Annotated in this window: 18 protein-coding genes and 1 pseudogene; 11 read left to right on the top strand and 8 right to left on the bottom strand. The window is 58.5% G+C overall.

What is annotated here, in order from left to right:
• Window positions 1-122: 122 nt before the first annotated feature.
• Together purU and ACI77D_RS06155 are read left to right on the top strand one after the other, a co-directional pair.
• Complete coding sequence (gene purU, locus ACI77D_RS06150) at window positions 123-971, top strand: formyltetrahydrofolate deformylase (RefSeq protein ID WP_005790961.1); 849 nt, start codon at window positions 123-125, stop codon at window positions 969-971.
• A gap of 86 nt (window positions 972-1,057) precedes the next feature.
• Complete coding sequence (locus ACI77D_RS06155; protein ID WP_167353710.1) at window positions 1,058-1,228, top strand: hypothetical protein; 171 nt, start codon at window positions 1,058-1,060, stop codon at window positions 1,226-1,228.
• Between the two features lie 36 nt (window positions 1,229-1,264).
• Here the strand turns inward: ACI77D_RS06155 and ACI77D_RS06160 are convergent, their stop codons facing one another.
• A complete protein-coding gene (locus ACI77D_RS06160) occupies window positions 1,265-2,029 on the bottom strand; it encodes a methyl-accepting chemotaxis protein (RefSeq protein WP_407016290.1) in 765 nt (254 codons plus the stop codon).
• Window positions 2,030-2,122: 93 nt separating this feature from the next.
• Window positions 2,123-3,157: pseudogene (locus ACI77D_RS06165) on the bottom strand (cache domain-containing protein); the annotation flags it as partial.
• A gap of 205 nt (window positions 3,158-3,362) precedes the next feature.
• Here ACI77D_RS06165 and ACI77D_RS06170 point away from each other — a divergent pair.
• Entirely contained in the window at window positions 3,363-4,841 is a 1,479-nt protein-coding gene (locus tag ACI77D_RS06170; RefSeq protein WP_221295561.1) for a helicase HerA-like domain-containing protein, read from the top strand.
• A 4-nt stretch (window positions 4,842-4,845) separates the two neighbouring features.
• Here ACI77D_RS06170 and ACI77D_RS06175 read toward each other — a convergent pair whose 3' ends face one another.
• Window positions 4,846-5,301, bottom strand: a complete 456-nt coding sequence (locus tag ACI77D_RS06175) for a DUF721 domain-containing protein (protein ID WP_064453940.1) — start codon at window positions 5,299-5,301, stop codon at window positions 4,846-4,848.
• A gap of 305 nt (window positions 5,302-5,606) precedes the next feature.
• On the opposite strand from ACI77D_RS06175, the gene secA reads away from it, so the two are divergent.
• From secA to ACI77D_RS06190, 3 genes are all read left to right on the top strand, one after another.
• Window positions 5,607-8,342 carry a preprotein translocase subunit SecA gene (gene secA / locus ACI77D_RS06180; protein WP_064453939.1) on the top strand — a complete coding sequence of 912 codons (2,736 nt, stop codon included), beginning with the start codon at window positions 5,607-5,609 and terminating at the stop codon, window positions 8,340-8,342.
• Window positions 8,343-8,464: 122 nt separating this feature from the next.
• Complete coding sequence (gene argJ / locus ACI77D_RS06185; RefSeq protein WP_064453938.1) at window positions 8,465-9,682, top strand: bifunctional glutamate N-acetyltransferase/amino-acid acetyltransferase ArgJ; 1,218 nt, start codon at window positions 8,465-8,467, stop codon at window positions 9,680-9,682.
• A 20-nt stretch (window positions 9,683-9,702) separates the two neighbouring features.
• Window positions 9,703-10,647 (top strand): Nudix family hydrolase, encoded by a 945-nt coding sequence (locus ACI77D_RS06190; RefSeq protein ID WP_064453937.1) that lies wholly within the window; start codon window positions 9,703-9,705, stop codon window positions 10,645-10,647.
• 128 nt (window positions 10,648-10,775) lie between these two features.
• Here ACI77D_RS06190 and ACI77D_RS06195 read toward each other — a convergent pair whose 3' ends face one another.
• From ACI77D_RS06195 to ACI77D_RS06205, 3 genes are read right to left on the bottom strand one after another with little or no spacing between them, the layout of a single operon-like run.
• A complete protein-coding gene (locus tag ACI77D_RS06195; protein WP_221295560.1) occupies window positions 10,776-11,354 on the bottom strand; it encodes a cob(I)yrinic acid a,c-diamide adenosyltransferase in 579 nt (192 codons plus the stop codon).
• A gap of 2 nt (window positions 11,355-11,356) precedes the next feature.
• A complete protein-coding gene (locus ACI77D_RS06200; protein ID WP_064453935.1) occupies window positions 11,357-13,393 on the bottom strand; it encodes an ATP-binding protein in 2,037 nt (678 codons plus the stop codon).
• A gap of 46 nt (window positions 13,394-13,439) precedes the next feature.
• Window positions 13,440-14,357 (bottom strand): putative 2-dehydropantoate 2-reductase, encoded by a 918-nt coding sequence (locus ACI77D_RS06205; protein WP_407016242.1) that lies wholly within the window; start codon window positions 14,355-14,357, stop codon window positions 13,440-13,442.
• Between the two features lie 123 nt (window positions 14,358-14,480).
• On the opposite strand from ACI77D_RS06205, the gene ACI77D_RS06210 reads away from it, so the two are divergent.
• Together ACI77D_RS06210 and ACI77D_RS06215 are read left to right on the top strand one after the other, a co-directional pair.
• A complete protein-coding gene (locus ACI77D_RS06210; RefSeq protein WP_053257767.1) occupies window positions 14,481-14,966 on the top strand; it encodes a YajQ family cyclic di-GMP-binding protein in 486 nt (161 codons plus the stop codon).
• Between the two features lie 136 nt (window positions 14,967-15,102).
• Window positions 15,103-15,945: a mechanosensitive ion channel family protein gene (locus ACI77D_RS06215; RefSeq protein ID WP_064453933.1), complete on the top strand. Its 843-nt coding sequence runs from the start codon at window positions 15,103-15,105 to the stop codon at window positions 15,943-15,945.
• A gap of 190 nt (window positions 15,946-16,135) precedes the next feature.
• Here the strand turns inward: ACI77D_RS06215 and ACI77D_RS06220 are convergent, their stop codons facing one another.
• Window positions 16,136-17,434 carry an OprD family porin gene (locus tag ACI77D_RS06220; RefSeq protein ID WP_064453932.1) on the bottom strand — a complete coding sequence of 433 codons (1,299 nt, stop codon included), beginning with the start codon at window positions 17,432-17,434 and terminating at the stop codon, window positions 16,136-16,138.
• A gap of 744 nt (window positions 17,435-18,178) precedes the next feature.
• On the opposite strand from ACI77D_RS06220, the gene ACI77D_RS06225 reads away from it, so the two are divergent.
• Both ACI77D_RS06225 and ACI77D_RS06230 read left to right on the top strand, forming a co-directional pair.
• The gene (locus ACI77D_RS06225) at window positions 18,179-18,604 is read left to right on the top strand and encodes an HIT domain-containing protein (protein WP_221295557.1); all 426 of its coding nucleotides are present in this window, start codon (window positions 18,179-18,181) and stop codon (window positions 18,602-18,604) included.
• Window positions 18,605-18,607: 3 nt separating this feature from the next.
• On the top strand, window positions 18,608-18,814 hold the full coding sequence (locus tag ACI77D_RS06230; RefSeq protein ID WP_053257763.1) for a SlyX family protein: 207 nt from the start codon (window positions 18,608-18,610) through the stop codon (window positions 18,812-18,814).
• 69 nt (window positions 18,815-18,883) lie between these two features.
• On the opposite strand, the gene ACI77D_RS06235 is transcribed toward ACI77D_RS06230, so the two are convergent.
• Window positions 18,884-19,486 carry a cold-shock protein gene (locus ACI77D_RS06235; protein ID WP_064453930.1) on the bottom strand — a complete coding sequence of 201 codons (603 nt, stop codon included), beginning with the start codon at window positions 19,484-19,486 and terminating at the stop codon, window positions 18,884-18,886.
• A gap of 439 nt (window positions 19,487-19,925) precedes the next feature.
• Between ACI77D_RS06235 and ACI77D_RS06240 the strand changes: the two genes are divergently transcribed.
• Window positions 19,926-20,399, top strand: coding sequence for a Dps family protein (locus ACI77D_RS06240; RefSeq protein WP_003193874.1), 474 nt, complete (start codon window positions 19,926-19,928; stop codon window positions 20,397-20,399).
• Window positions 20,400-20,454: the final 55 nt, after the last annotated feature.

The raw sequence follows: 20,454 nt of genomic DNA on the forward strand, positions 1-20,454 counted from the left end.
ACCTTACGCTATTAAGGGATGTCGCCAGGCCATGTGTGCAGATTAAGCCGCAAGGAATACTGCAGTTTTTCTGCGTAATCGCTAGAATGGCGACCTTTGCGAAGTTCTGGAGTTTTCCCCTAATGCGCACTTTTCGGCTGGTGATTGCTTGCCCGGACCGGGTTGGCATCGTTGCCAAAGTCAGTAACTTTCTGGCCTCCCACAACGGCTGGATCACCGAGGCGAGCCATCACTCGGACGATCTCAGCGGTTGGTTTTTCATGCGTCACGAGATTCGTGCCGACACGCTGCCCTTTGGTCTTGAAGCTTTTCGTGAGGCGTTTGCGCCGATCGCCGAAGAGTTTTCGATGACCTGGCACATCACCGACACGGAGCAGAAAAAACGCGTTGTACTGATGGCCAGTCGTGAGTCCCATTGCCTGGCTGACCTGTTGCACCGCTGGCACAGCGATGAGCTGGACTGTGAGATTGCCTGTGTGATTTCCAACCATGACGACCTGCGCAGCATGGTCGAATGGCATGGCATCCCGTATTACCACGTGCCGGTCAACCCACAGGATAAAGAGCCGGCGTTCGCCGAGGTCTCCCGCCTGGTCAAGCAGCATGAGGCTGACGTCGTCGTGCTGGCGCGCTACATGCAAATCCTGCCGCCGGAACTGTGCCGCGAATACGCGGGTAAGGTGATCAATATTCACCACAGTTTCCTGCCGTCGTTTGTGGGTGCCAAGCCCTACCACCAGGCCTCCCTGCGTGGCGTGAAGCTGATTGGCGCAACCTGCCACTACGTCACCGAGGAGCTGGACGCTGGCCCGATCATCGAGCAGGACGTAGTGCGCGTCAGCCACAGCGACAGCATCGAAGACATGGTGCGTTTCGGCCGTGACGTCGAGAAGATGGTCCTGGCCCGTGGCCTGCGTTACCACTTGGAAGATCGCGTGCTGGTGCACGGCAATAAGACCGTCGTGTTCTGATAGCGACGTGCTTATTGAAGAATAGGGGGCCTGGGCGTTAAATCGTCCCAGGCCCTTTTTCTTTGCCCGTCATTGAGGATTGATTGATGAGCGATCCGCTGGACAAAGCCACCTCCAAAGCCCCAGCGACGCTGGGGGAGGGGTGTTTGAGCCGGTTCGACCCGGATGAGCTGGACGCAGAGGACGGTACCGAGTTTCCCGGTGCGGTCGAGTTATGGGCGCGCGAACAGGCTAAAGCCGAACCCAAGGAAGAATAGTGGCCCGCCGCCATGCCAGGCGGCGGGCTGCTTGCATCAGATCCGGAAACTGCCCACCAACTGCTTCAGGCGTGCTGCCTGTTGTTCCAGGTCGGTACAGGCCCGCAGGGTTGAGTGCAGGTTTTCCACACCCTCCTGGTTGAGTGTGTTGATTTCGGTGATGTCCATGTTGATCGACTCCACCACCGAGGTCTGTTCTTCGGTAGCGGTGGCCACTGACTGGTTCATGCCGTCGATCTCGCCAATGCGCTGGGTCACGCTGTTGAGGCGTTCGCCGGCCAGGTTGGCGATGTCCACACTCTCGAGGCTGTGGCGCTGGCTTTCGCTCATTGTGCTGACCGATTCCCGGGCGCCGACTTGCAGCTCTTCAATCATCTTTTGCACTTGTTGGGCCGATTCCTGGGTGCGGTGGGCCAGGTTGCGCACTTCATCGGCCACTACCGCAAACCCGCGTCCGGCTTCCCCTGCACGCGCCGCTTCGATCGCGGCGTTAAGTGCCAGCAGGTTGGTTTGCTGGGAGATGCTGGTGATGACTTCCAGAATTTGGCCGATATTCACGGTCTTGCTGTTGAGCGCTTCAATATTGCTGCTGGAAGCGCTGATCATCGCGGATAACTTGGTCATCGCCGTGATATTGCGATCAACCACTTGCTGGCCGTCTTCGGCCAATTGCCGCGCATCGCTGGCCTGGCCGGAAGCCTGCGCAGCATTACGGGCGATCTCTTGTGCAGCGGCGCCCAGTTCGTTGATGGCGGCGGCGACACTGTTGGTACGGTTGGCCTGCTCGTCGGAATTGACCATGGACGAGTTGGACGCACTGACCACGCGCAGGGCGACTTCGTTGACCTGCTCGGTGGCCGAGGACACTTCGCGAATGGAGGTATGAATCCGTTCCACGAAGCGGTTGAATGCATTACCCAGCGTGCCGAATTCGTCGTGATTCTGGATGCTCAGGCGGCGTGTCAGGTCACCTTCGCCATCGGCAATGTCCTGCATGGCACGGGTCATCACGTGCAAGGGTTGCAACAGCACTCGGATCAGCATGCCGAGCAGCGCGATGATGATCACCACGGCAATGATCGTGGCAATCACGGCCGAGGTGCGGAATTTGCTGAGCATGGCGAAGGATTTGTCTTTATCCACCGAAACGCCCAGGTACCAGTTCACCGACGGCAGGCCCTTGATCGGTGTAAACGTGACGATGTTGTCCTTGCCGTTGGCTTCAATTTCGCTGAAGTCCCCGCTGATTTTCGGTGTGTTTTTCGGGTACACGTCAGCCAGGGTTTTCATCACCAGGTTTTTGTCCGGGTGCACCAGCACTTTGCCATCGGCACTGACCAGGAAGGCATAGCCCATGCCACCGAAATTCAGTGCGCCGATGTTATCCACCAGGGTTTGCAGGCTCAGGTCGCCGCCCACCACGCCGATGCTCTGGCCGGTCTTGGTGCTGCTGGGGGTGGCAACAGAAATGATCAACTGCCCGGTAGCGGCGTCGATGTAGGGTTCGGTCAGGGTCGAGCCGTTGCTGCTCTGGGCGCCTTTGTACCAAGGGCGAACCCGTGGATCGAAGCCATCCGGCATCTTGGTGTCGGGGCGGATGGTGAAGGCGCCTTTGCTGTCACCCACGTAGGTTGCCATGAACGAGGAGGTCAGCGCTTTCTGCTCGAGCAGGCTGGCAACCACACTGGGTTCAGGATTGATGGCGATGTTTTGTGCCGCATTCTCCACCAGGGCAATGCGACCGGTAAGCCAGGTTTGAATATTGCTGGCGGTGACATCGCCCATTTCATGCAGGTAATTATTGAGGTCGTCGCGAATCGCGTTGCGTTGCAGGTAGTCGTTATAGAGGGTAAACAGCGCGAAAGCGGCGATGACGATAAGGGAGGCTGCAAGCAGGATCTTGTGGCTGAAGCGCAGGTTTTTATTCATGGCTTGTAGGGTCCGCTATGGTCTTAATATCCGAAGCGCATCCTCTTGGGATACGCAAAATGACAGCGTCAAAAAAGGTGTGATATTTCTTGTGATAGCTCTGTGGGTCCCTTATAGGAGCTATCTGACCTATTTTTAGACTTTGTGGGTCGTACATCCGTCTGTATCGACCTGGCGGCACTAAAGATTAACCAAAGGTGACGAAATGCCTGATTCCTCGCAACTCCTTATCGGCGCCGGCCTTGACGGCCAACCCATCGCCCAGGCCATGCGTCTGGCCAACCGTCACGGGTTGATTGCCGGCGCCACCGGCACGGGCAAGACCGTCACGTTGCAGCGCCTGGCGGAAGCTTTCAGTGATGCGGGTGTGGCGGTGTTCGCCGCGGATATCAAGGGCGACCTATGTGGTCTGGGGGCAGCGGCCAACCCGCAAGGTAAAGTGGCCGAGCGCATCGCGGGTATGCCCTTCCTTAACTATACGGCCAAGGCTTATCCGGTGACGCTGTGGGATATCCACGGGCAGTCCGGTCATCCGCTTCGCACCACCATCAGCGAAATGGGGCCGTTATTGCTCGGCAGCCTGTTGGAACTCACCGACAGCCAGCAGTCGGCACTCTATGCCACGTTCAAGGTGGCTGACCGCGAAGGCTTGTTGCTGCTCGACCTCAAAGACCTGAAGGCATTGCTCAACCACCTGCGTTATAACCCGGAGCTGCTGGGCGATGATGCGGCGCTGATGACTACCGGCTCCAGCCAGGCGCTGTTGCGGCGCCTGGCTGTGCTGGAGCAGCAGGGCGCCGAAGCCTTGTTTGGTGAGCCGGCCCTGCAACTTGAGGATATTTTGCAGCCGGCCAGCGATGGCCGTGGGCGCATCCACCTGCTCGACGCCAGCCGATTGGTGCATGAAGCGCCAAAGGTCTACGCGACCTTCCTGCTGTGGCTGCTGGCCGAGCTGTTCGAACAGTTGCCTGAGCGCGGTGACGCCGATAAACCGCTGCTTGCGTTGTTTTTCGACGAGGCGCATTTGTTGTTTGCCGATACACCCAAGGCGTTGCAGGATCGCCTGGAGCAAGTGGTGCGTTTGATCCGGTCCAAAGGGGTAGGTGTGTATTTCGTCACTCAGTCTCCAGGTGATTTGCCGGACACGGTATTGGCGCAATTGGGCTTGCGTATTCAGCACGGTCTGCGTGCGTTCACGACTAAAGAGCAGAAATCCTTGCGCGCCGTGGCGGACGGTTTCCGGCCCAACCCGGCGTTCGATGCCTTGTCGGTACTGACTGAGTTGGGCACCGGTGAGGCATTGGTGGGCACGTTGCAGGAAAAGGGCACACCGGAAGTCGTCCAACGCGTGCTGGTTGCGCCTCCACAGTCGCGAATCGGGCCACTGAGTGAGGCCGAACGTGCGGCATTGATCGCCAGTTCGCCGTTGCTGGGGCGGTATGACAAGCCGATTGACCGGGAGTCGGCCTATGAAGTGCTGATGGCGCGCAAAGAGCTTGGGGTGACCGAAGAGGCGAAGCCCGCGGCCGAAGAGCCGAGCTTTACCGACAAAGCGGGTGCCTTTCTGGGCACTACGGCTGGCAAGGCACTCAAGTCGGCGATGCAGCAGGCCGCCAATCAGATGGGCCGGCAGTTGGTGCGGGGCTTGTTGGGGTCGTTGCTGGGCGGCAGCAAGCGCAAATAGGGGTTCAGGATTTTGGTTTGCCGTGGGCGGCCAACCGCTCGAGCGCCGCGCGCAAGCCCGGATCACTGATCCCGTCAGCCGTAGCCTGAATGGTTTCGGCTGCATTCTCCGAAAGGTCCATCGTATGCCCCACCGCACCTTGCTGTACGGTGGGTGGCTGCACCTTGAACTGGATACGGGTCAAACTGGCAAATACATCAAATGCCATCAATTGTCGCTGCAGGCGTTTTTGCTGGTAGCGCAAACGGGTCGCCCAATGGCCATCGGTGACAATTAACAGCAAATTACCCTCGCGCCAGGACGCCACATGGCAATGCTCGCGGGCGGCAGGTTGCAGCTGGCTTTCTACCAGGCGTTGCAAATGGCCCAAGCGTTGCGCGTGGCCGAAGATGGCTTTCAACGGCTTGGCTTCGCGAAGCAACACGCTGGGAGCGCGGGCTGTAAGAGGGCGAAATGCCATGTTTAGACACCTTAAGTAACAGAGCGGCCATCTTAGCAGAAAGCGCCTGAGCGGCCCCAGGCAATGCGATAACAGGGCAATGCCCGTGAAATCAATAGTTAACTTCTGCGTTCAATGGGTTGAAGTTCCAGCAAAAGCCCTTATTTTAAACAGGCCCTCTCACAGCACCATGCCAGCATCGGGGAACAACGCCACTTTCCTCACCCACGATTCCGGGTAGAATGCGCGTTCGCATGCGGCCGTGAGGGCTGCTCGGGCCACTCACGGTGCGCCCTCCATCCCTATGTGTGGAAGAACCTGCCGATATGTTTGCGCCTTTGTTAAAGAAACTTTTTGGAAGCAAGAATGAGCGCGAAGTCAAACGCATGCTCAAGACGGTGCAGCTGGTTAATGCCTTCGAAGAGCAGATGGTTGCCCTTTCGGACGAGCAATTGCGCGCCAAGACCCAAGAGTTCAAGGCCCGCATAGCCAAAGGTGAAACCCTCGACAAGCTGCTTCCCGAAGCCTTTGCGGTCGCCCGTGAAGCCGGTAAGCGTGTCATGGGCATGCGCCACTTCGACGTCCAGTTGATCGGCGGCATGACCTTGCATGAAGGCATGATTGCCGAAATGCGTACGGGTGAAGGCAAGACCCTGGTGGCAACCCTGGGTGTTTACCTCAACGCACTGTCCGGCAAGGGCGTGCACGTTGTGACGGTGAACGACTACCTGGCCCGCCGGGACGCCAACTGGATGCGCCCGCTGTATGAATTCCTCGGCCTGACCGTCGGCGTGGTAACGCCGTTCCAGCCGCCGGAAGAGAAGCGCGCCGCCTACGCTGCCGACATCACCTACGGCACCAACAACGAATTCGGTTTCGACTACCTGCGCGACAACATGGCGTTCAGCATGGAAGAAAAATTCCAGCGCGAACTCAACTTTGCCGTGATCGACGAAGTCGACTCCATCCTGATCGACGAAGCCCGTACCCCGCTTATCATCTCCGGCCAGGCCGAAGACAGCTCGCGCCTGTACACCGAGATCAACAAGTTGGTCCCGCGTCTGGAGCAGCACATCGAGGAAGTGGAAGGCGTGGTGACCAAAGAAGGTCACTTCACCATCGACGAGAAGACTCGTCAGGTCGAACTCAACGAAGCCGGTCACCAGTTTGTCGAAGACATGCTGACCCAGATCGGCGAGCTGGCCGAGGGTGAAAGCCTGTACTCGGCGCACAACCTGGGCCTGTTGACCCACGTGTATGCCGGCCTGCGCGCCCACAAGCTGTTCCATCGCAACGTTGAATACATCGTCCAGGACGGCCAGGTCGTACTGGTTGACGAACACACTGGCCGTACCATGCCGGGTCGTCGTCTGTCCGAAGGCCTGCACCAGGCTATCGAAGCGAAGGAAGGGCTCAACATCCAGGCTGAAAGCCAGACGTTGGCCTCCACTACCTTCCAGAACTACTTCCGTCTGTACAACAAGCTGTCCGGCATGACCGGTACGGCCGACACCGAAGCGTTCGAATTCCACCAGATCTACAGCCTGGCCGTGATGGTGATTCCACCGAACAAGCCGCTGGCGCGTAAAGACTTCAACGACCTGGTGTTCCTGACTGCCGAAGAGAAATACGCGGCAATCATCAACGACATCAAGGACGGCATGGCCCAGGGTCGTCCGATCCTGGTAGGTACCGCCACCATCGAAACTTCCGAGCACGTGTCCAACCTGCTTAACAAGGAAGGCATCGAGCACAAGGTCCTCAACGCCAAGTTCCACGAAAAAGAAGCCGAGATCATCGCCCAGGCCGGTCGCCCAGGCGCACTCACCATCGCCACCAACATGGCCGGTCGTGGTACCGACATCCTGTTGGGCGGTAACTGGGAAGTGGAAGTGGCCTCGCTCGACAACCCGACCCCTGAGCAGATCGCCCAGATCAAGGCCGACTGGCAGAAACGCCACCAGGCTGTGCTCGAATCCGGCGGCTTGCAGGTCATCGCGTCCGAGCGTCACGAGTCGCGCCGTATCGACAACCAGCTGCGTGGTCGTGCCGGTCGTCAGGGTGACGCCGGTTCCAGCCGTTTCTACCTGTCGCTGGAAGACAGCCTGATGCGTATCTTCGCCTCGGACCGGGTGAAGAACTTCATGAAAGCCCTGGGCATGCAGTCCGGTGAAGCGATCGAGCACCGCATGGTGACCAACGCCATCGAGAAAGCCCAGCGCAAGGTAGAAGGCCGTAACTTCGACATTCGCAAGCAACTGCTTGAGTTCGATGACGTCAACAACGAACAGCGTAAAGTGATCTATCACATGCGTAACACGTTGCTGGCCGCCGACAACATTGGCGAGACCATTGCCGATTTCCGTCAGGACGTGCTCAACGCCACCGTCAGCGCCCATATCCCGCCACAGTCCCTGCCTGAGCAGTGGGATGTTGCCGGCCTGGAAGCCGCGTTGAAGAACGACTTCGGTGTCGACTTGCCGGTTCAACAGTGGCTGGACGAAGACGATCACCTGTACGAAGAAACCCTGCGCGAGAAGCTGATGACCGAGCTGCTCGCCGCGTACAACGAGAAAGAAGAGCAGGCGAGTGCGGAAGCACTGCGTACCTTCGAGAAACAAATCGTACTGCGCGTGCTGGACGACCTGTGGAAAGACCACCTGTCGACCATGGACCACCTGCGTCACGGTATCCACCTGCGTGGCTACGCCCAGAAGAACCCGAAGCAAGAGTACAAGCGCGAGTCGTTCACGCTGTTCTCCGAGCTGCTGGATTCGATCAAGCGCGATTCGATTCGTGTGCTGTCCCACGTTCAAGTGCGTCGCGAAGACCCGATCGAGGAAGAAGCTCGCCTGCGTCAGGAAGCCGAAGCACTGGCCGCGCGCATGCAGTTCCAGCATGACGAAGCACCAGGTCTGGAAGCGCCGGAAGTCTTGGGCGAGGAGGTCGATGTGGCCTTGGCTCAAGCCCCGGTTCGCAATGATCAGAAGCTGGGTCGCAACGAACTGTGCTGGTGCGGTTCGGGCAAGAAGTTCAAACACTGCCACGGCGAAATCAACTAAGATTTTTGCCTGACGCTGCAACACCCCGCGCCGCGACCGGCTTTTGCCGTCGCGGCGTTTTGCCATTAATTCACCGTCGATAGCGACGGCACACACATCACCTATTTTTAAGGAGCGCATTCATGGCTGTTGGTCTTGGTCCTTTGCCCACATTGCACCCGGTTGCCGGTTTTGAACTCGGTATCGCTTCGGCCGGCATCAAACGCCCGGGGCGCAAGGATGTGGTGGTGATGCGCTGTGCCGAAGGCTCGACTGTCGCGGGTGTGTTCACCCTTAATGCCTTCTGCGCTGCACCGGTTATCCTGGCCAAGCAACGCGTTGCCGGCCCGATCCGTTACCTGCTGACCAACACCGGCAATGCCAACGCCGGTACCGGCGAGCCTGGTCTGGTCGCCGCAGCCCGCACCTGCGCCAAGCTGGCGCAACTGGCCGGCGTCGACGCCAGCCAAGTGCTGCCTTACTCCACCGGCGTGATCGGTGAGCCGCTGCCTGTGGAAAAGATCGAAGGTGCATTGCAAGCGGCACTGGACGACCTGTCTGTGGATAACTGGGCTGCCGCGGCCACCGGCATCATGACCACCGACACGCTGCCCAAGGGCGCGAGCCGTCAGTTCGTGCACGACGGCGTGACCGTTACTGTGACCGGCATCAGCAAGGGCGCTGGCATGATCCGTCCGAACATGGCCACCATGCTCGGCTATATTGCCACCGACGCCAAAGTCTCCCGCGACGTGCTGCAGCGCCTGATGCTGGACGGCGCCAACAAGTCGTTCAACCGCATTACCATCGATGGTGACACCTCGACCAACGACTGCTGCATGCTGATCGCTACCGGCCAGGCCAACCTGCCGCAAATCACCTCCACCGAGGGCCCGCTGTTCGCGGCGCTGAAACAGGCAGTGTTCGAGGTGTGCATGGACGTGGCCCAGGCCATCGTGCGTGACGGTGAGGGCGCGACCAAGTTCGTCACCGTTGAAGTCAACGGCGGCGGCAATCACCAGGAATGCCTGGATGTTGGCTACACCGTGGCGCATTCGCCGCTGATCAAGACCGCTTTGTTCGCCTCCGACCCGAACTGGGGCCGTATCCTCGCAGCCGTTGGCCGTGCCGGCGTGCCTGACCTGGATGTGAGCAAGATCGACGTATTCCTCGGCGACGTGTGCATTGCCAGCCGTGGCGCTCGTGCCGAAACCTACACCGAAGCCCAAGGCTCGGCAGTGATGCAGCAGGAAGAAATCACCATTCGTATCGAGCTGGGTCGCGGTGAGTGCAGCGAAACCATCTGGACCACCGACCTGTCCCACGAGTACGTGAAGATCAATGCGGAATACCGCACCTGATAGCCAAGAGGATAAGCGCGGTGAAACGAGTGCATGTAGCAGCAGCAGTGATCCGCGGTGTCGATGGCAGAATCCTGCTGGCGCGCCGCGCGGATACTCAGCATCAGGGCGGCCTTTGGGAGTTCCCCGGCGGCAAGGTGGAGGCTGAGGAATCGGTCGCCACTGCGCTGTCCCGCGAGTTGAAGGAAGAGCTGGGCATTCAGGTCACCACAGCGCGACCGCTGATCAAGGTGCAGCATGACTACTCGGACAAGCAGGTGTTGCTGGATGTCTGGGAAGTATCGGCCTTTACCGGCGAGCCCCATGGTGCCGAAGGGCAACCGTTGGAATGGGTTGCTCCTCGGGATTTGCCCAACTATGAGTTCCCTGCGGCCAATGCCCCGATCGTTGCGGCGGCACGGTTACCGGCCGAGTACCTGATTACCCCGGGTGAGCTGGAGACCCCGACGCTGTTGCGCGGTATTCAAAAAGCCATCGCGGGTGGCATCAAGCTGATTCAACTGCGTGCGCCCAATGGTTACGACCCTAAATACCGTGACTTGGCGGTGGACGCTGTAGGCCTGTGTGCCGGCAAGGCGCAGTTGATGCTCAAGGGGCCGTTTGAATGGCTGGGGGATTTCCCGGCGGCGGGCTGGCATATGACTTCAGCGCAGTTGCGTAAATATGCGAGCAAGGGCCGTCCGCTGCCGAAGGATCGCTGGTTGGCGGCCTCGTGCCATAACGCCGAAGAACTGGCGCTGGCGCGAATGATGGATGTGGATTTCGTCACGCTGTCGCCGGTGCAACCGACCCAGACTCATCCTGATGCCCAGCCATTGGGTTGGGAGCAGGCGGCAGAGTTGATACGTGGGTTCAGCAAGCCGGTGTTTCTGTTGGGTGGGGTTGGGCCTGCCGAGCGGGAACAGGCTTGGGAAGCCGGTGCTCAGGGTGTGGCGGGCATTCGGGCGTTCTGGCCTGAGGTTTAATGTTGTTCTGACGGGCTTCTTCGCGAGCAAGCCCGCTCCCACACTCGACCGAGTTCCACCCTTGGAATGCAGTCAAATGTGGGAGCGGGCTTGCTCGCGAAGGGGCCAGGTCAGTCACCAAAAAAACATCAGTGTGGCTTAGCAGCCGCCTGCCAAAGAATTTCAGCAACACCCTGGCGCTTGGCAATCACCCTGGCCGCCACAAACAACAAATCCGACAGCCGATTGATATACGCCAACCCCAAGCCTTCCAACGGCTCAACCGCATTCAAATGCTGACACCGCCGTTCCGCACTGCGCGCTACGCTGCGGCACACGTGGGCCTGAGCAATCAGCGCTGAACCACCGGGCAGGATGAAGTTCTCCAAAGGCCCGACTTCCTCGTTCCAGCGATCAATCGCGGCTTCCAGCCGATCGATTTCGGCCGCATTCAACGCCTTGTACACCGGCATTGCCAGTTCACCGCCGAGGTCGAACAAACGATGTTGGCAAGGGGTGAGCACCTCAATCACATCCGTCAGTGCCGGATGCTTGCCGCTCTGTTCTTCAAGATTGGCCAGCAGCAAACCCAACTGACTGTTCAGCGTGTCGACCTCGCCAATCGCTTCCACCCGAGGGTGGTCCTTGGGGACGCGGCGGCCGTCGCCGAGGCCCGTCTCGCCCTTGTCGCCGGTGCGGGTGTAGATCTTCGACAGGCGAAAGCCCATGGTCATTGCTCCAGTTGAGTCAGTTCATTGGGTGGCATTTGGCTGCCGGCCAAAGGCAGGCGCAGCGTGAAGCAGGTGCCCTGGCCGAGGGTGGAGTGCACCTCCATCTGGCCCTTATGGTTGTTGGTGATGATGAAGTACGACACCGACAGCCCAAGCCCGGTGCCTTGGCCAATTTCCTTGGTGGTGAAAAACGGCTCGAAGGTGCGTTTGCGCACGTTTTCACTCATGCCGATGCCGTTGTCTTCCACCTGGATCTCCGCCCACGGCGGATTGAGGCGGGTGCGCAGGATGATTCGTCCCGGCTCGCGGTCGTCTTCGCGCAGGTGAATGGCCTGGGCGGCGTTTTTCAGCAAGTTGAGCAGCACCTGTTCCAGTTCGTTGGCCGTGCCGGGAACCGGGCCCAGTTGCGGGTCGAACTGGCGAATGATCGCCTGGCCTTTGAAGTCGAAACCGATCGTCAGGTCGAAGTCATTACCGGCAATTTCCACAGCCTGATCGATCAGTGCCGGCAAATCGCAAGGCGCCATCTGGCGATTACTGCGGCGGCTGAAACTGAGCATGTGGGTAACGATTTTCGCCGCCCGGGCGCCGGCTTGCTGAATGCCATCGAGCAGTTGCGGTACTTCGCGGCTTTGCAGGTAGTGGTTGACCGTGTCCAGCTCGAGGCCCGCCTGTTCGGCATACTCCAGGTTCTTGGGCAGGTCGGGGGACAGGCGGCGGCGGATATTCTGCACGTTATGCAGGATAGCCCCCAGCGGGTTGTTGATCTCATGGGCCATGCCCGCGGCAAGGCCGCCGACGGAGAGCATTTTTTCCGACTGCACCATCATTTCTTCCAGGGACAAGCGCTGGGTGATGTCGTCGATACGAATGACCACGCCGCGCCCGGCGCCGCCCATCAATGGATAGAAGGTCAGGGCGTAATGCTTGGGCTCGTCATCCTTGACCCACGTGACCCGCTCAATGCGCTCCACCGTGTGCTGCTCAACCGTCGCCTTGATTTGCGGCAGGTAGGGCTTGAGCGGCTGGAACGCAAGGAAGATCGGCTGATTCAACGCTTCATCCAGGCGCGTGCCGGAAAGGGCCGTCGCTTCCTGGTTCCACTGGGTGACATAAAGCTGTTCGTCCAGCGCGATCAACGCCGAGGGCATCGAGTCGATGATGCTGTTCAGGTAGTTCTGGAAACCGGTGAGTTTTTTCTCGATCTTGCTGCGAACCTGGACTTCGAGTTCCAGCTTGCGGTTGGTATGGCGTGTCTCCTCGGCCAGGCCTTGGGCCTGGTCGTACGCAGCCTGTGAGTCGTCGCGCGCACGTTTGAGCTGTTGCTCGCGGGCTTCGATACGCGACAACATGGTGTTGAACGCTTCGGCCAGGCTGCCGATTTCATCATGGTTGCCGCGTCCGGCGCGCAGGGCGTAGTTCTCCTCGCGAGTCACCTGGCGCGACAGTTCTTCCAGTTCGTGGATCGGGCGAGTGATCAGGCGTTTGATCTGCCGGGCGATGACCAGCCAGAGCAACACACTGAAAATCAGGATGCCCAGGCTGGCGGTCAACGTGCCGGTATAGAAGGCCATCGGTAGCTCACTGCTTGCCACCAACAGTAAATGCCCGGAAGGCTGGCCGGCACGGGGCAGGGTGATGACCTGGTTGCTGCGAAACTCGGTCAGGCGCCACGCCTCGATATGCCGGTAGTTGTCCGGCAGATGCAGGCGATTGCCATGCTGCATCTGCGCGAGGCGGGTGCCCTCGCCGTCGTACAGCGCCGCCGCGCGCAACGGCGAATAGCTGGTCAGCTCATTGAGCAGGGCGTCGGCCTTGGCTGGGGACTCGAGGGCTTCGGCGGCAAGTGACGGGCTCGAAACCAGCCGACCGATGGCCTGCAGTGCCTGGGGCGCCATGCTTTCCTGGGAGATCCAATAGGCGGCACTGATAAACGTCAGGTTGGCCACCAGCAATACAGTGGTCAACAGCACCAGCAGGGCGGCCAGCAGTTTCTGCCCTACCGGTAGATTTTCAAGACGCTGGCGCAGTGGCATCAGGGTTTTTCCAGGTGATAGACAGGTAGGCAGGGTAGCGCGTGCCTCAGTCGCTGGCCAATCCGCGTGCGTGCAAGTAGTCGACCAGGCGCGCCTGCACCTGTTGCAGATGTGGCAGCACCAATTGATGGCGGGCAGCCGCCAGGCAGGCATAGCCCAGCAGGTAGCTGATTTCGGTGCGCCGGGCGTTGGCCACGTCCTGATACATGGAGGAGTAATTGGCGGCAGTGGCCTGGATCACCCTTTCCACTTCGCTGTGCAAATGTTCGGCGGCAGCCGGTTGACCGCAGCATTCAAGCAACTCGGCCAACTCGGCGCACAGGGTCGCGACTTCACACTGATGGGCTTGCAAGCCGCCGTTGCGGCACTGGTAAAGCACGGTCAGCGGGTTGATCGCGCAATTAAGGGCCAGCTTGCGCCACAGACGGGTGAGGATATCGGTGCTCCATTCGTGGGGGATGCCGGCGGTGTGCAGGTCTTCCAGCCATAGCGGCGCAGTCGGGTGGCCAACGTCCCCCAGCCAGGTGTAGCCATGGCCCGCAAACACTACGCGCCAGTCGCCGTCGCGGAATGCGCCTTCGGTACTGGAGGCAAAGAGGCAGCGAGCGTGGGGCAGTTGCGCGGCTACCGCGTCCTGGCTGCCGAGGCCGTTTTGCAGCAGGATCAGTTCGGCGTTCGGCACCAATCGGTGTTGCAATTGTGCGATGGCGCTCTGGGCATCGTAGGCTTTGCACGCCACCAGCAGCCGATGAATCGGCTCGGGGCTGTCAGGTGTTTCGCCGATCACTGGGTAGGTGCTTTCTACTCCTTGCTCCACCAGGGTCAGGCCTTTTGCCGTCTGATAGCTGGCCAGGCGCGTTTGATCGCGCAAGATCAGCCTGACGGGCACGCCCGCGCGCGCCAGTCGTGTGGCCCACAGTGTGCCCAGGCTGCCGGCGCCGAGAATATGCCAGGTGGTCGACATGAGTTTGTGCTCCGTAGGGTCGCTCACAGTGAACGGGGCGAAAGAACCGCTATAATGCCTGCGCATTTTAGCTCGGGCGCGCTCCATCTCTACTGAGCCCGCCCCTTATATTGGAGAAATGACATGCCTTCGTTCGACGTGGTATCCGAACTGGACAAACACGAAGTCACCAACGCCGTCGAGAACGCCGTCAAGGAACTGGACCGTCGCTATGACTTGAAAGGCAAGGGCAGCTTCGAATTCAAGGAAAAGGAACTGACCGTCAACCTGACCGCTGAAGCCGATTTCCAGCTGGAAGCGATGATCGAGATCCTTAAGTTGTCCTTGGTCAAGCGCAAGATCGACGCGCAGTGCCTTGAAATCAAAGAAGCCTACGCCTCCGGCAAGCTGATGAAGCAGGAAGCGGTTCTCAAGGAAGGCATCGACAAAGAGCTGGCGAAGAAGATCGTTGCTCATGTGAAGGATGCCAAGCTGAAAGTCCAGGCCGCCATCCAGGGTGAGCAGGTTCGCATCACTGGCAAGAAGCGTGATGATTTGCAGGAAGCAATCGCTGCCCTGCGCGCGAAGACCTTCGACATGCCGCTGCAGTTCAATAACTTCCGCGACTGATGGCACTTTGTGGAACCTGTGGGCGTTTTTGACGTCCCACGCCCCAGAACCTGCGCCTACACTTGAGCCCTACGGGGCTCAATTGCGTTTTCAGGTAGTCAATAAAGCCGCACATCCGCAAAACTGGAGAATGTAGATGGATTTGAATGCTGAAGTGGATCGCCTGATCAAGACCTCGCAGTCTTGGATCCCGATGATTATGGAATATGGCAGCCGGGTGTTGCTGGCGGTAATCACCCTGGCCATCGGCTGGTGGCTCATCAACCGACTGACGCACCGGGTGGGACGCTTGCTGGCGCTGCGTAACGCGGACTTGGCACTGCAGCATTTTATTACCAGCCTTGCGAATATCGCGCTGAAAGTCATGCTGATCGTCAGCGTGGCCTCGATGATTGGCGTGGCAACAACCTCGTTCGTCGCCGCGATCGGCGCGGCTACCCTGGCGATCGGCCTGGCGCTGCAAGGCAGCCTGGCCAACTTCGCCGGTGGTGTGCTGATTCTGCTGTTCCGCCCGTTCCGCATCGGTGACTGGATTGAAGCCCAAGGCACTTCCGGCACTGTCGACAGCATCCAGATCTTCCATACCGTGCTGCGTACCGGTGACAACAAAACCGTGATCGTGCCGAACGGTATCCTCTCCAACGGCATCATCACCAACACCAACCGTCAGCCTACCCGCAAGGTGGTGTTCGACGTGGGTGTCGACTATGAAGCCGACCTGCAGAAAGCCCGTGAAGTGCTGCTGGAACTGGCGAAAGACCCGCGCGTAATGGCTGACCCGGCGGCAGTGGTCGTGGTGTCGACCCTGGGCGACAGCTCGATCACGGTGTCGTTGCGTTGCTGGACCAAGACTGCAGATTATTGGGACGTTGTGTTCATGCTGAATGAACTGTCGCGTGACCGCCTGAAAGGCGCGGGGATTGATATTCCGTTCCCGCAGCGAGTGATTCGCGTGATGCAGGAACCGGTTGCAAAATAACTAAGCAGCAGGACGTCGAACTTGGCCGATAGGTCAGGTTCGATGCAAGCGTTTAATCTCGTTAGTTAGCTTGCTAGTTATGTCGCCATTGAAATAAAACTGCAATAAAAAAGCCGCTCCTTTGCATGCAAGGGAGCGGCTTTTTAGTTAAGGCCGAAGCCTTAAGTCATCGTTGTAATCAAACAGCCAATTACAAGATGTTCAGCGGGTATTGCGCGATCAGACGCAGCTCGTCGATAGACGCCGAACCGTAGTACACGCCGTCAGACGAACGATAGGTCGCTTGACGTACGCGCAGGCTCAGGTCTTTCGCCGGGCCGCTCTGGATCACGTATTTGGCTTCGATATCACGTTCCCATTCTTTGGCATTGGTGGTGGTGCCGTTGTCGGCGCCGCTGCCAGTGACATAGCGGGTCATGAAGCTCAGGCCTGGAACGCCGAATTTGGCCATGTTCAGGTCGTAGCGAGCTTGCCAGGATTTTTCACCCTCGGCGTTGAAGTCGGAACGTGCAACGGAGTTAGCCAGGAAGATCGAGCCGCCGCCATCTACGCCGTAGCCGTAGTCGCCATCACCGCTAACCTTCTGATAGGCCAGGGTAAAGGTGTGAGCGTCGAGGGTGTACGCGCCTTGCAAGCTGAATGCACGGTTGTTGAGCTTGGTGGTGTTGTCTTTTTCAGCGCGTTGCAGACCGGCGCCATCGCTTTTGGTGTCGTAGATGTTGAAGTCAACGGCCACCGACTGGTTGTCGGTAAGCGCGTGGGTCCAGTTCACGTTGGCGTAGAGTTTCTTCCAATAGTCTTCGACTTTCGAGTAGTAGAGGCTAGTGGTGAACTCAGGGGTCCAGGCGTAAACGCCACCCACGAAGTTAGCATCTCTCAGGCCGCGACCGGTGTTGGGTTCGGAGCTGCTGATACTGTCTTTGTAGGTGTGGTCCTGGGCAACGATCGAGGTGAAGTGACCGGCTTCAAGTTTCAGGTCTTTGATTTCGTTGCTGGTCAGAGAGAAGCCTTGCGGCAGCTCTGGAAGCAGACGGCTGTCATCGGAGGCGAACACCGGTGCGGTGGTGTATTGATCACCCACTTTCAGCACGGTGTTGGAAATACGGAACTTAACCGCAGCGCCGCCTTTGGAGTAATCGTCTTCGGAGCGACCGTCAGAACCGGTAGGGAACAGGCCGGTACCGGCGCGACCCTTGCCGCTGTCGAGCTTGACGCCCAAAAGGCCAATGGCATCAACACCGACACCAATGGTGCCTTGGGTAAAGCCGGATTGGTACAGGCCGTTGAAACCAAGACCGGTTTCTTCGGTGCGGCTTTGGCCGGAGTCGTTGTTGCGCTTGTCACGGCTGAAATACAGCAACCGGGTGTTGATGCTGAAAGTGCTGTCTTCAACAAAACCCTTGGCGTCGTCTTGTGCGGACGCCATTGCGTATTGCGAGGTGCCTGCTGAAACAGCCAGGGCGATCATGCTCCACTTCATCACGCGCATCGTGATTTGCTCCTTTGGTTTTAGGAAGAGTACTGCCGTCCCACCTGTATTTTTATCTGGGCGGCTCTTTCTTTTTTGTGTCGGCGCAAAGTTATATCACGCAGACCCTATTGACGATACTTACCCATCTATCCTTTCAGCTTCTTTACGAGGCTGTCGTAAATTGCTAGTTCCATGTCGCAAATTCACAGCCCGAATGTAACAAGGCTGACAACTTAAGTGCTGTTTTCAGACCGCTTTCGAAGTTTGAATTCGTCCTTGGTGTGCACTCAAACGCTGCTGATTTTTATCGCGAAACACCTGCTTCCAGGCGGGTGCCCTTGCCGACTATACGGGTGTCAATGCAACAAGCGTGCACAAAGCGGTAACCGAATGTCATTTTTTCGTGAAAACCGTTACGGCAGTGTAAAAACCGCATAAGCACGGGCTTCTTACGTCGTTTGGTTTGGGCTTGACGCCCGGGTATGTCACCGGTGAGGAGGTACATAAATCCTGCGCCAGAACAAAACGTTACCGGTTCACCCCCTTGAGTGGGTAGTTGGCGGATCTCTTTGAAGCACAGGTGGGTCATTTTGGTGCACCCCGTTCAGGCCCGAATCAGCGTAGCTCAATTATTCGGCTGCCTCGAAAGGGTGCAGGTTTTTTATTCGGTTGCATCACGGCTTCCCTGCATTCGCTGTGAAGCCTCAAGCATTCAAAGGTATGCTGGGCACCTGATATCGACCTGCCGAACGGAGTGCCCGCGTGTTCGCCTTAGATCAACGCCTGCAACAAGACACACTGGCCATTGGGGACTTTCCGCTCTGTCGCCTGCTGCTGTCCAATGACTCGAATTACCCCTGGTTCATCCTGGTGCCGCGCATTGAGGGTATCAGTGAAGTGTTTCAGCTGGATGTCGCAGATCAACAAACACTGTGGCAAGAAACAACGGCCTTGGCGCAACTGCTCAATGAAGGCTTTGTGGCCGACAAGATGAACATTGGCGCCTTGGGCAACGTTGTCAGCCAACTGCATGTGCATGTGATTGTGCGCAAACGGGATGACGCCGCGTGGCCCGCACCGGTCTGGGGCAAACACCCGGCCTTGCCTTATACCGAGGAGCAAGTGGCGGCGATCCGCAGCCGACTGCGCGTGTTATTGCCCGCCGGCTTCATCTTTACCCAGGACTGACTCATGGACCTGCAAGAACGCGTCACCGACCTGGAAAGCCGCCTGGCTTTTCAGGACGACACCATCGATACCCTCAATGGCATCCTCGTCGCTCAGCAGCGTGCGGTTGAGCGCCTGCAACTGCAGATGATGGCGCTGCTCAAGCGCCAGGAAGAAATGGGTGGCCAGTTCGAGTCATCCGAAGAAGAGGCGCCGCCGCCTCACTATTAATAAGCACGCAATAAAAAACCGCGACCCAGCCAAGCTGGATCGCGGTTTTTTTTGCGCTGCGGGTGGGAATCAGCGACGCGGTAATGCCGCAATCACGTCTTCGGCCTGCAGGCCCTTGTCGCGGTTCATGACGGAGAACTCCACGCGCTGGCCTTCAACCAGAACGCGGTGGCCTTCGCCACGGATGGCCCGGAAGTGGACGAAGATATCGTCGCCCGAATCGCGGGAAATAAAGCCGAAGCCTTTGGAGGTGTTGAACCACTTGACGGTCCCGGTATCCCGGTTGGTCATGTCGTAGTTTTGCGACGCAGCGGCAGGGGACGAACGGTAGAAGCTGATGGCCAGGTGAAGAACGATGGCGACCACAGCAATCACCAGGCTGAGCAGGATGGCCGGGTGGCCGCCCACTTCAGGCATCGGTGCCAGGAGGGTGAGGGTTTGAACGACAACGGTCAGCACCAGCAAGGCGCTGACCAGGTTTTGCAGTTGATGACGCGTGCCTTTGTTCCAGTAAGGGATTACCGGTACCAGCGTCAGGTTAAGAAGGCCGAACAACGCCAGGTACAGAGCGTCGTGTTGTTCCAGGTAGGGAGGGCTTCCCTGTTGCAAGCTCGGTATAAAGGACAGCAGCAACGCTGCAACGCCCGTTAGCAGGTGGACGATTTTCAACATTTTGATTAACTCACGTTAAGAAGGATCACAAGGAAGAGCTGACTGGCACGGTTCGCTTCTGAACAATGGGAGGCGTTGAGCACGTGCGCGGGTATCAGCCTATGTGGCGGCCGCAGAAATAAACGGCTAGCCACACGACGTCTATTTAACAGCAAAGGCTGTGCCTACTCAAATCAAGCATTTCGGGGCGTTAAAGCCAGCGGGGCATTTGTGCAGCAAACGCTTGTCCTAGACAGGTGCGGGCTGTTCGGGCGACATTTTGAATGTTTCCTGACCGGCGCAAAGGCTTGCCCGCCGGTCGCAGGCGAGCGACCGCCTTGGGGTAGCGGGGCGATTTGTCGCACGGCACCTGCGTGAGGTGGGCTTCACACAGGCGGTACTCTTGCTAGAGTGGTCCTGCACCTGATCAATGAATATTCGTCAATTGAAGGGGAAAAACATGGCAATCGATATTGGTATCAGTGAAGAAGATCGTAAATCCATCGTCGATGGGCTTTCACGACTGCTGTCTGATACCTATGTACTGTATTTGAAAACCCACAACTTCCATTGGAACGTCACGGGCCCCATGTTTCGTACGCTGCACTTGATGTTTGAAGAGCAGTACAACGAACTCGCACTGGCCGTGGACTCCATTGCCGAGCGTATCCGCGCCTTGGGCTTCCCGGCACCGGGGGCTTATTCGATCTACGCCCGCCTGTCTTCCATCAAGGAAGAGGAGGGTGTGCCTAGCGCCGAAGAAATGATCAAGCAGCTCGTGGCCGGCCAGGAAGCAGTGACACGTACCGCACGCGGGATCTTCCCATTGCTCGACAAGGTCAGCGATGAGCCCACGGCGGACTTGTTGACCCAGCGCATGCAAGTACACGAGAAAACCGCGTGGATGCTGCGTTCCCTGCTCGAAAATCAATAAGCTTCGTGCCTGAGTGGCGCCTTCCTGGCGCCGCTCGCTTGTTTCTCTGCGCTTC

This window comes from Pseudomonas sp. O39, assembly GCF_045447295.1.
Taxonomy (GTDB): Bacteria; Pseudomonadota; Gammaproteobacteria; order Pseudomonadales; family Pseudomonadaceae; genus Aquipseudomonas; species Aquipseudomonas antarctica_A.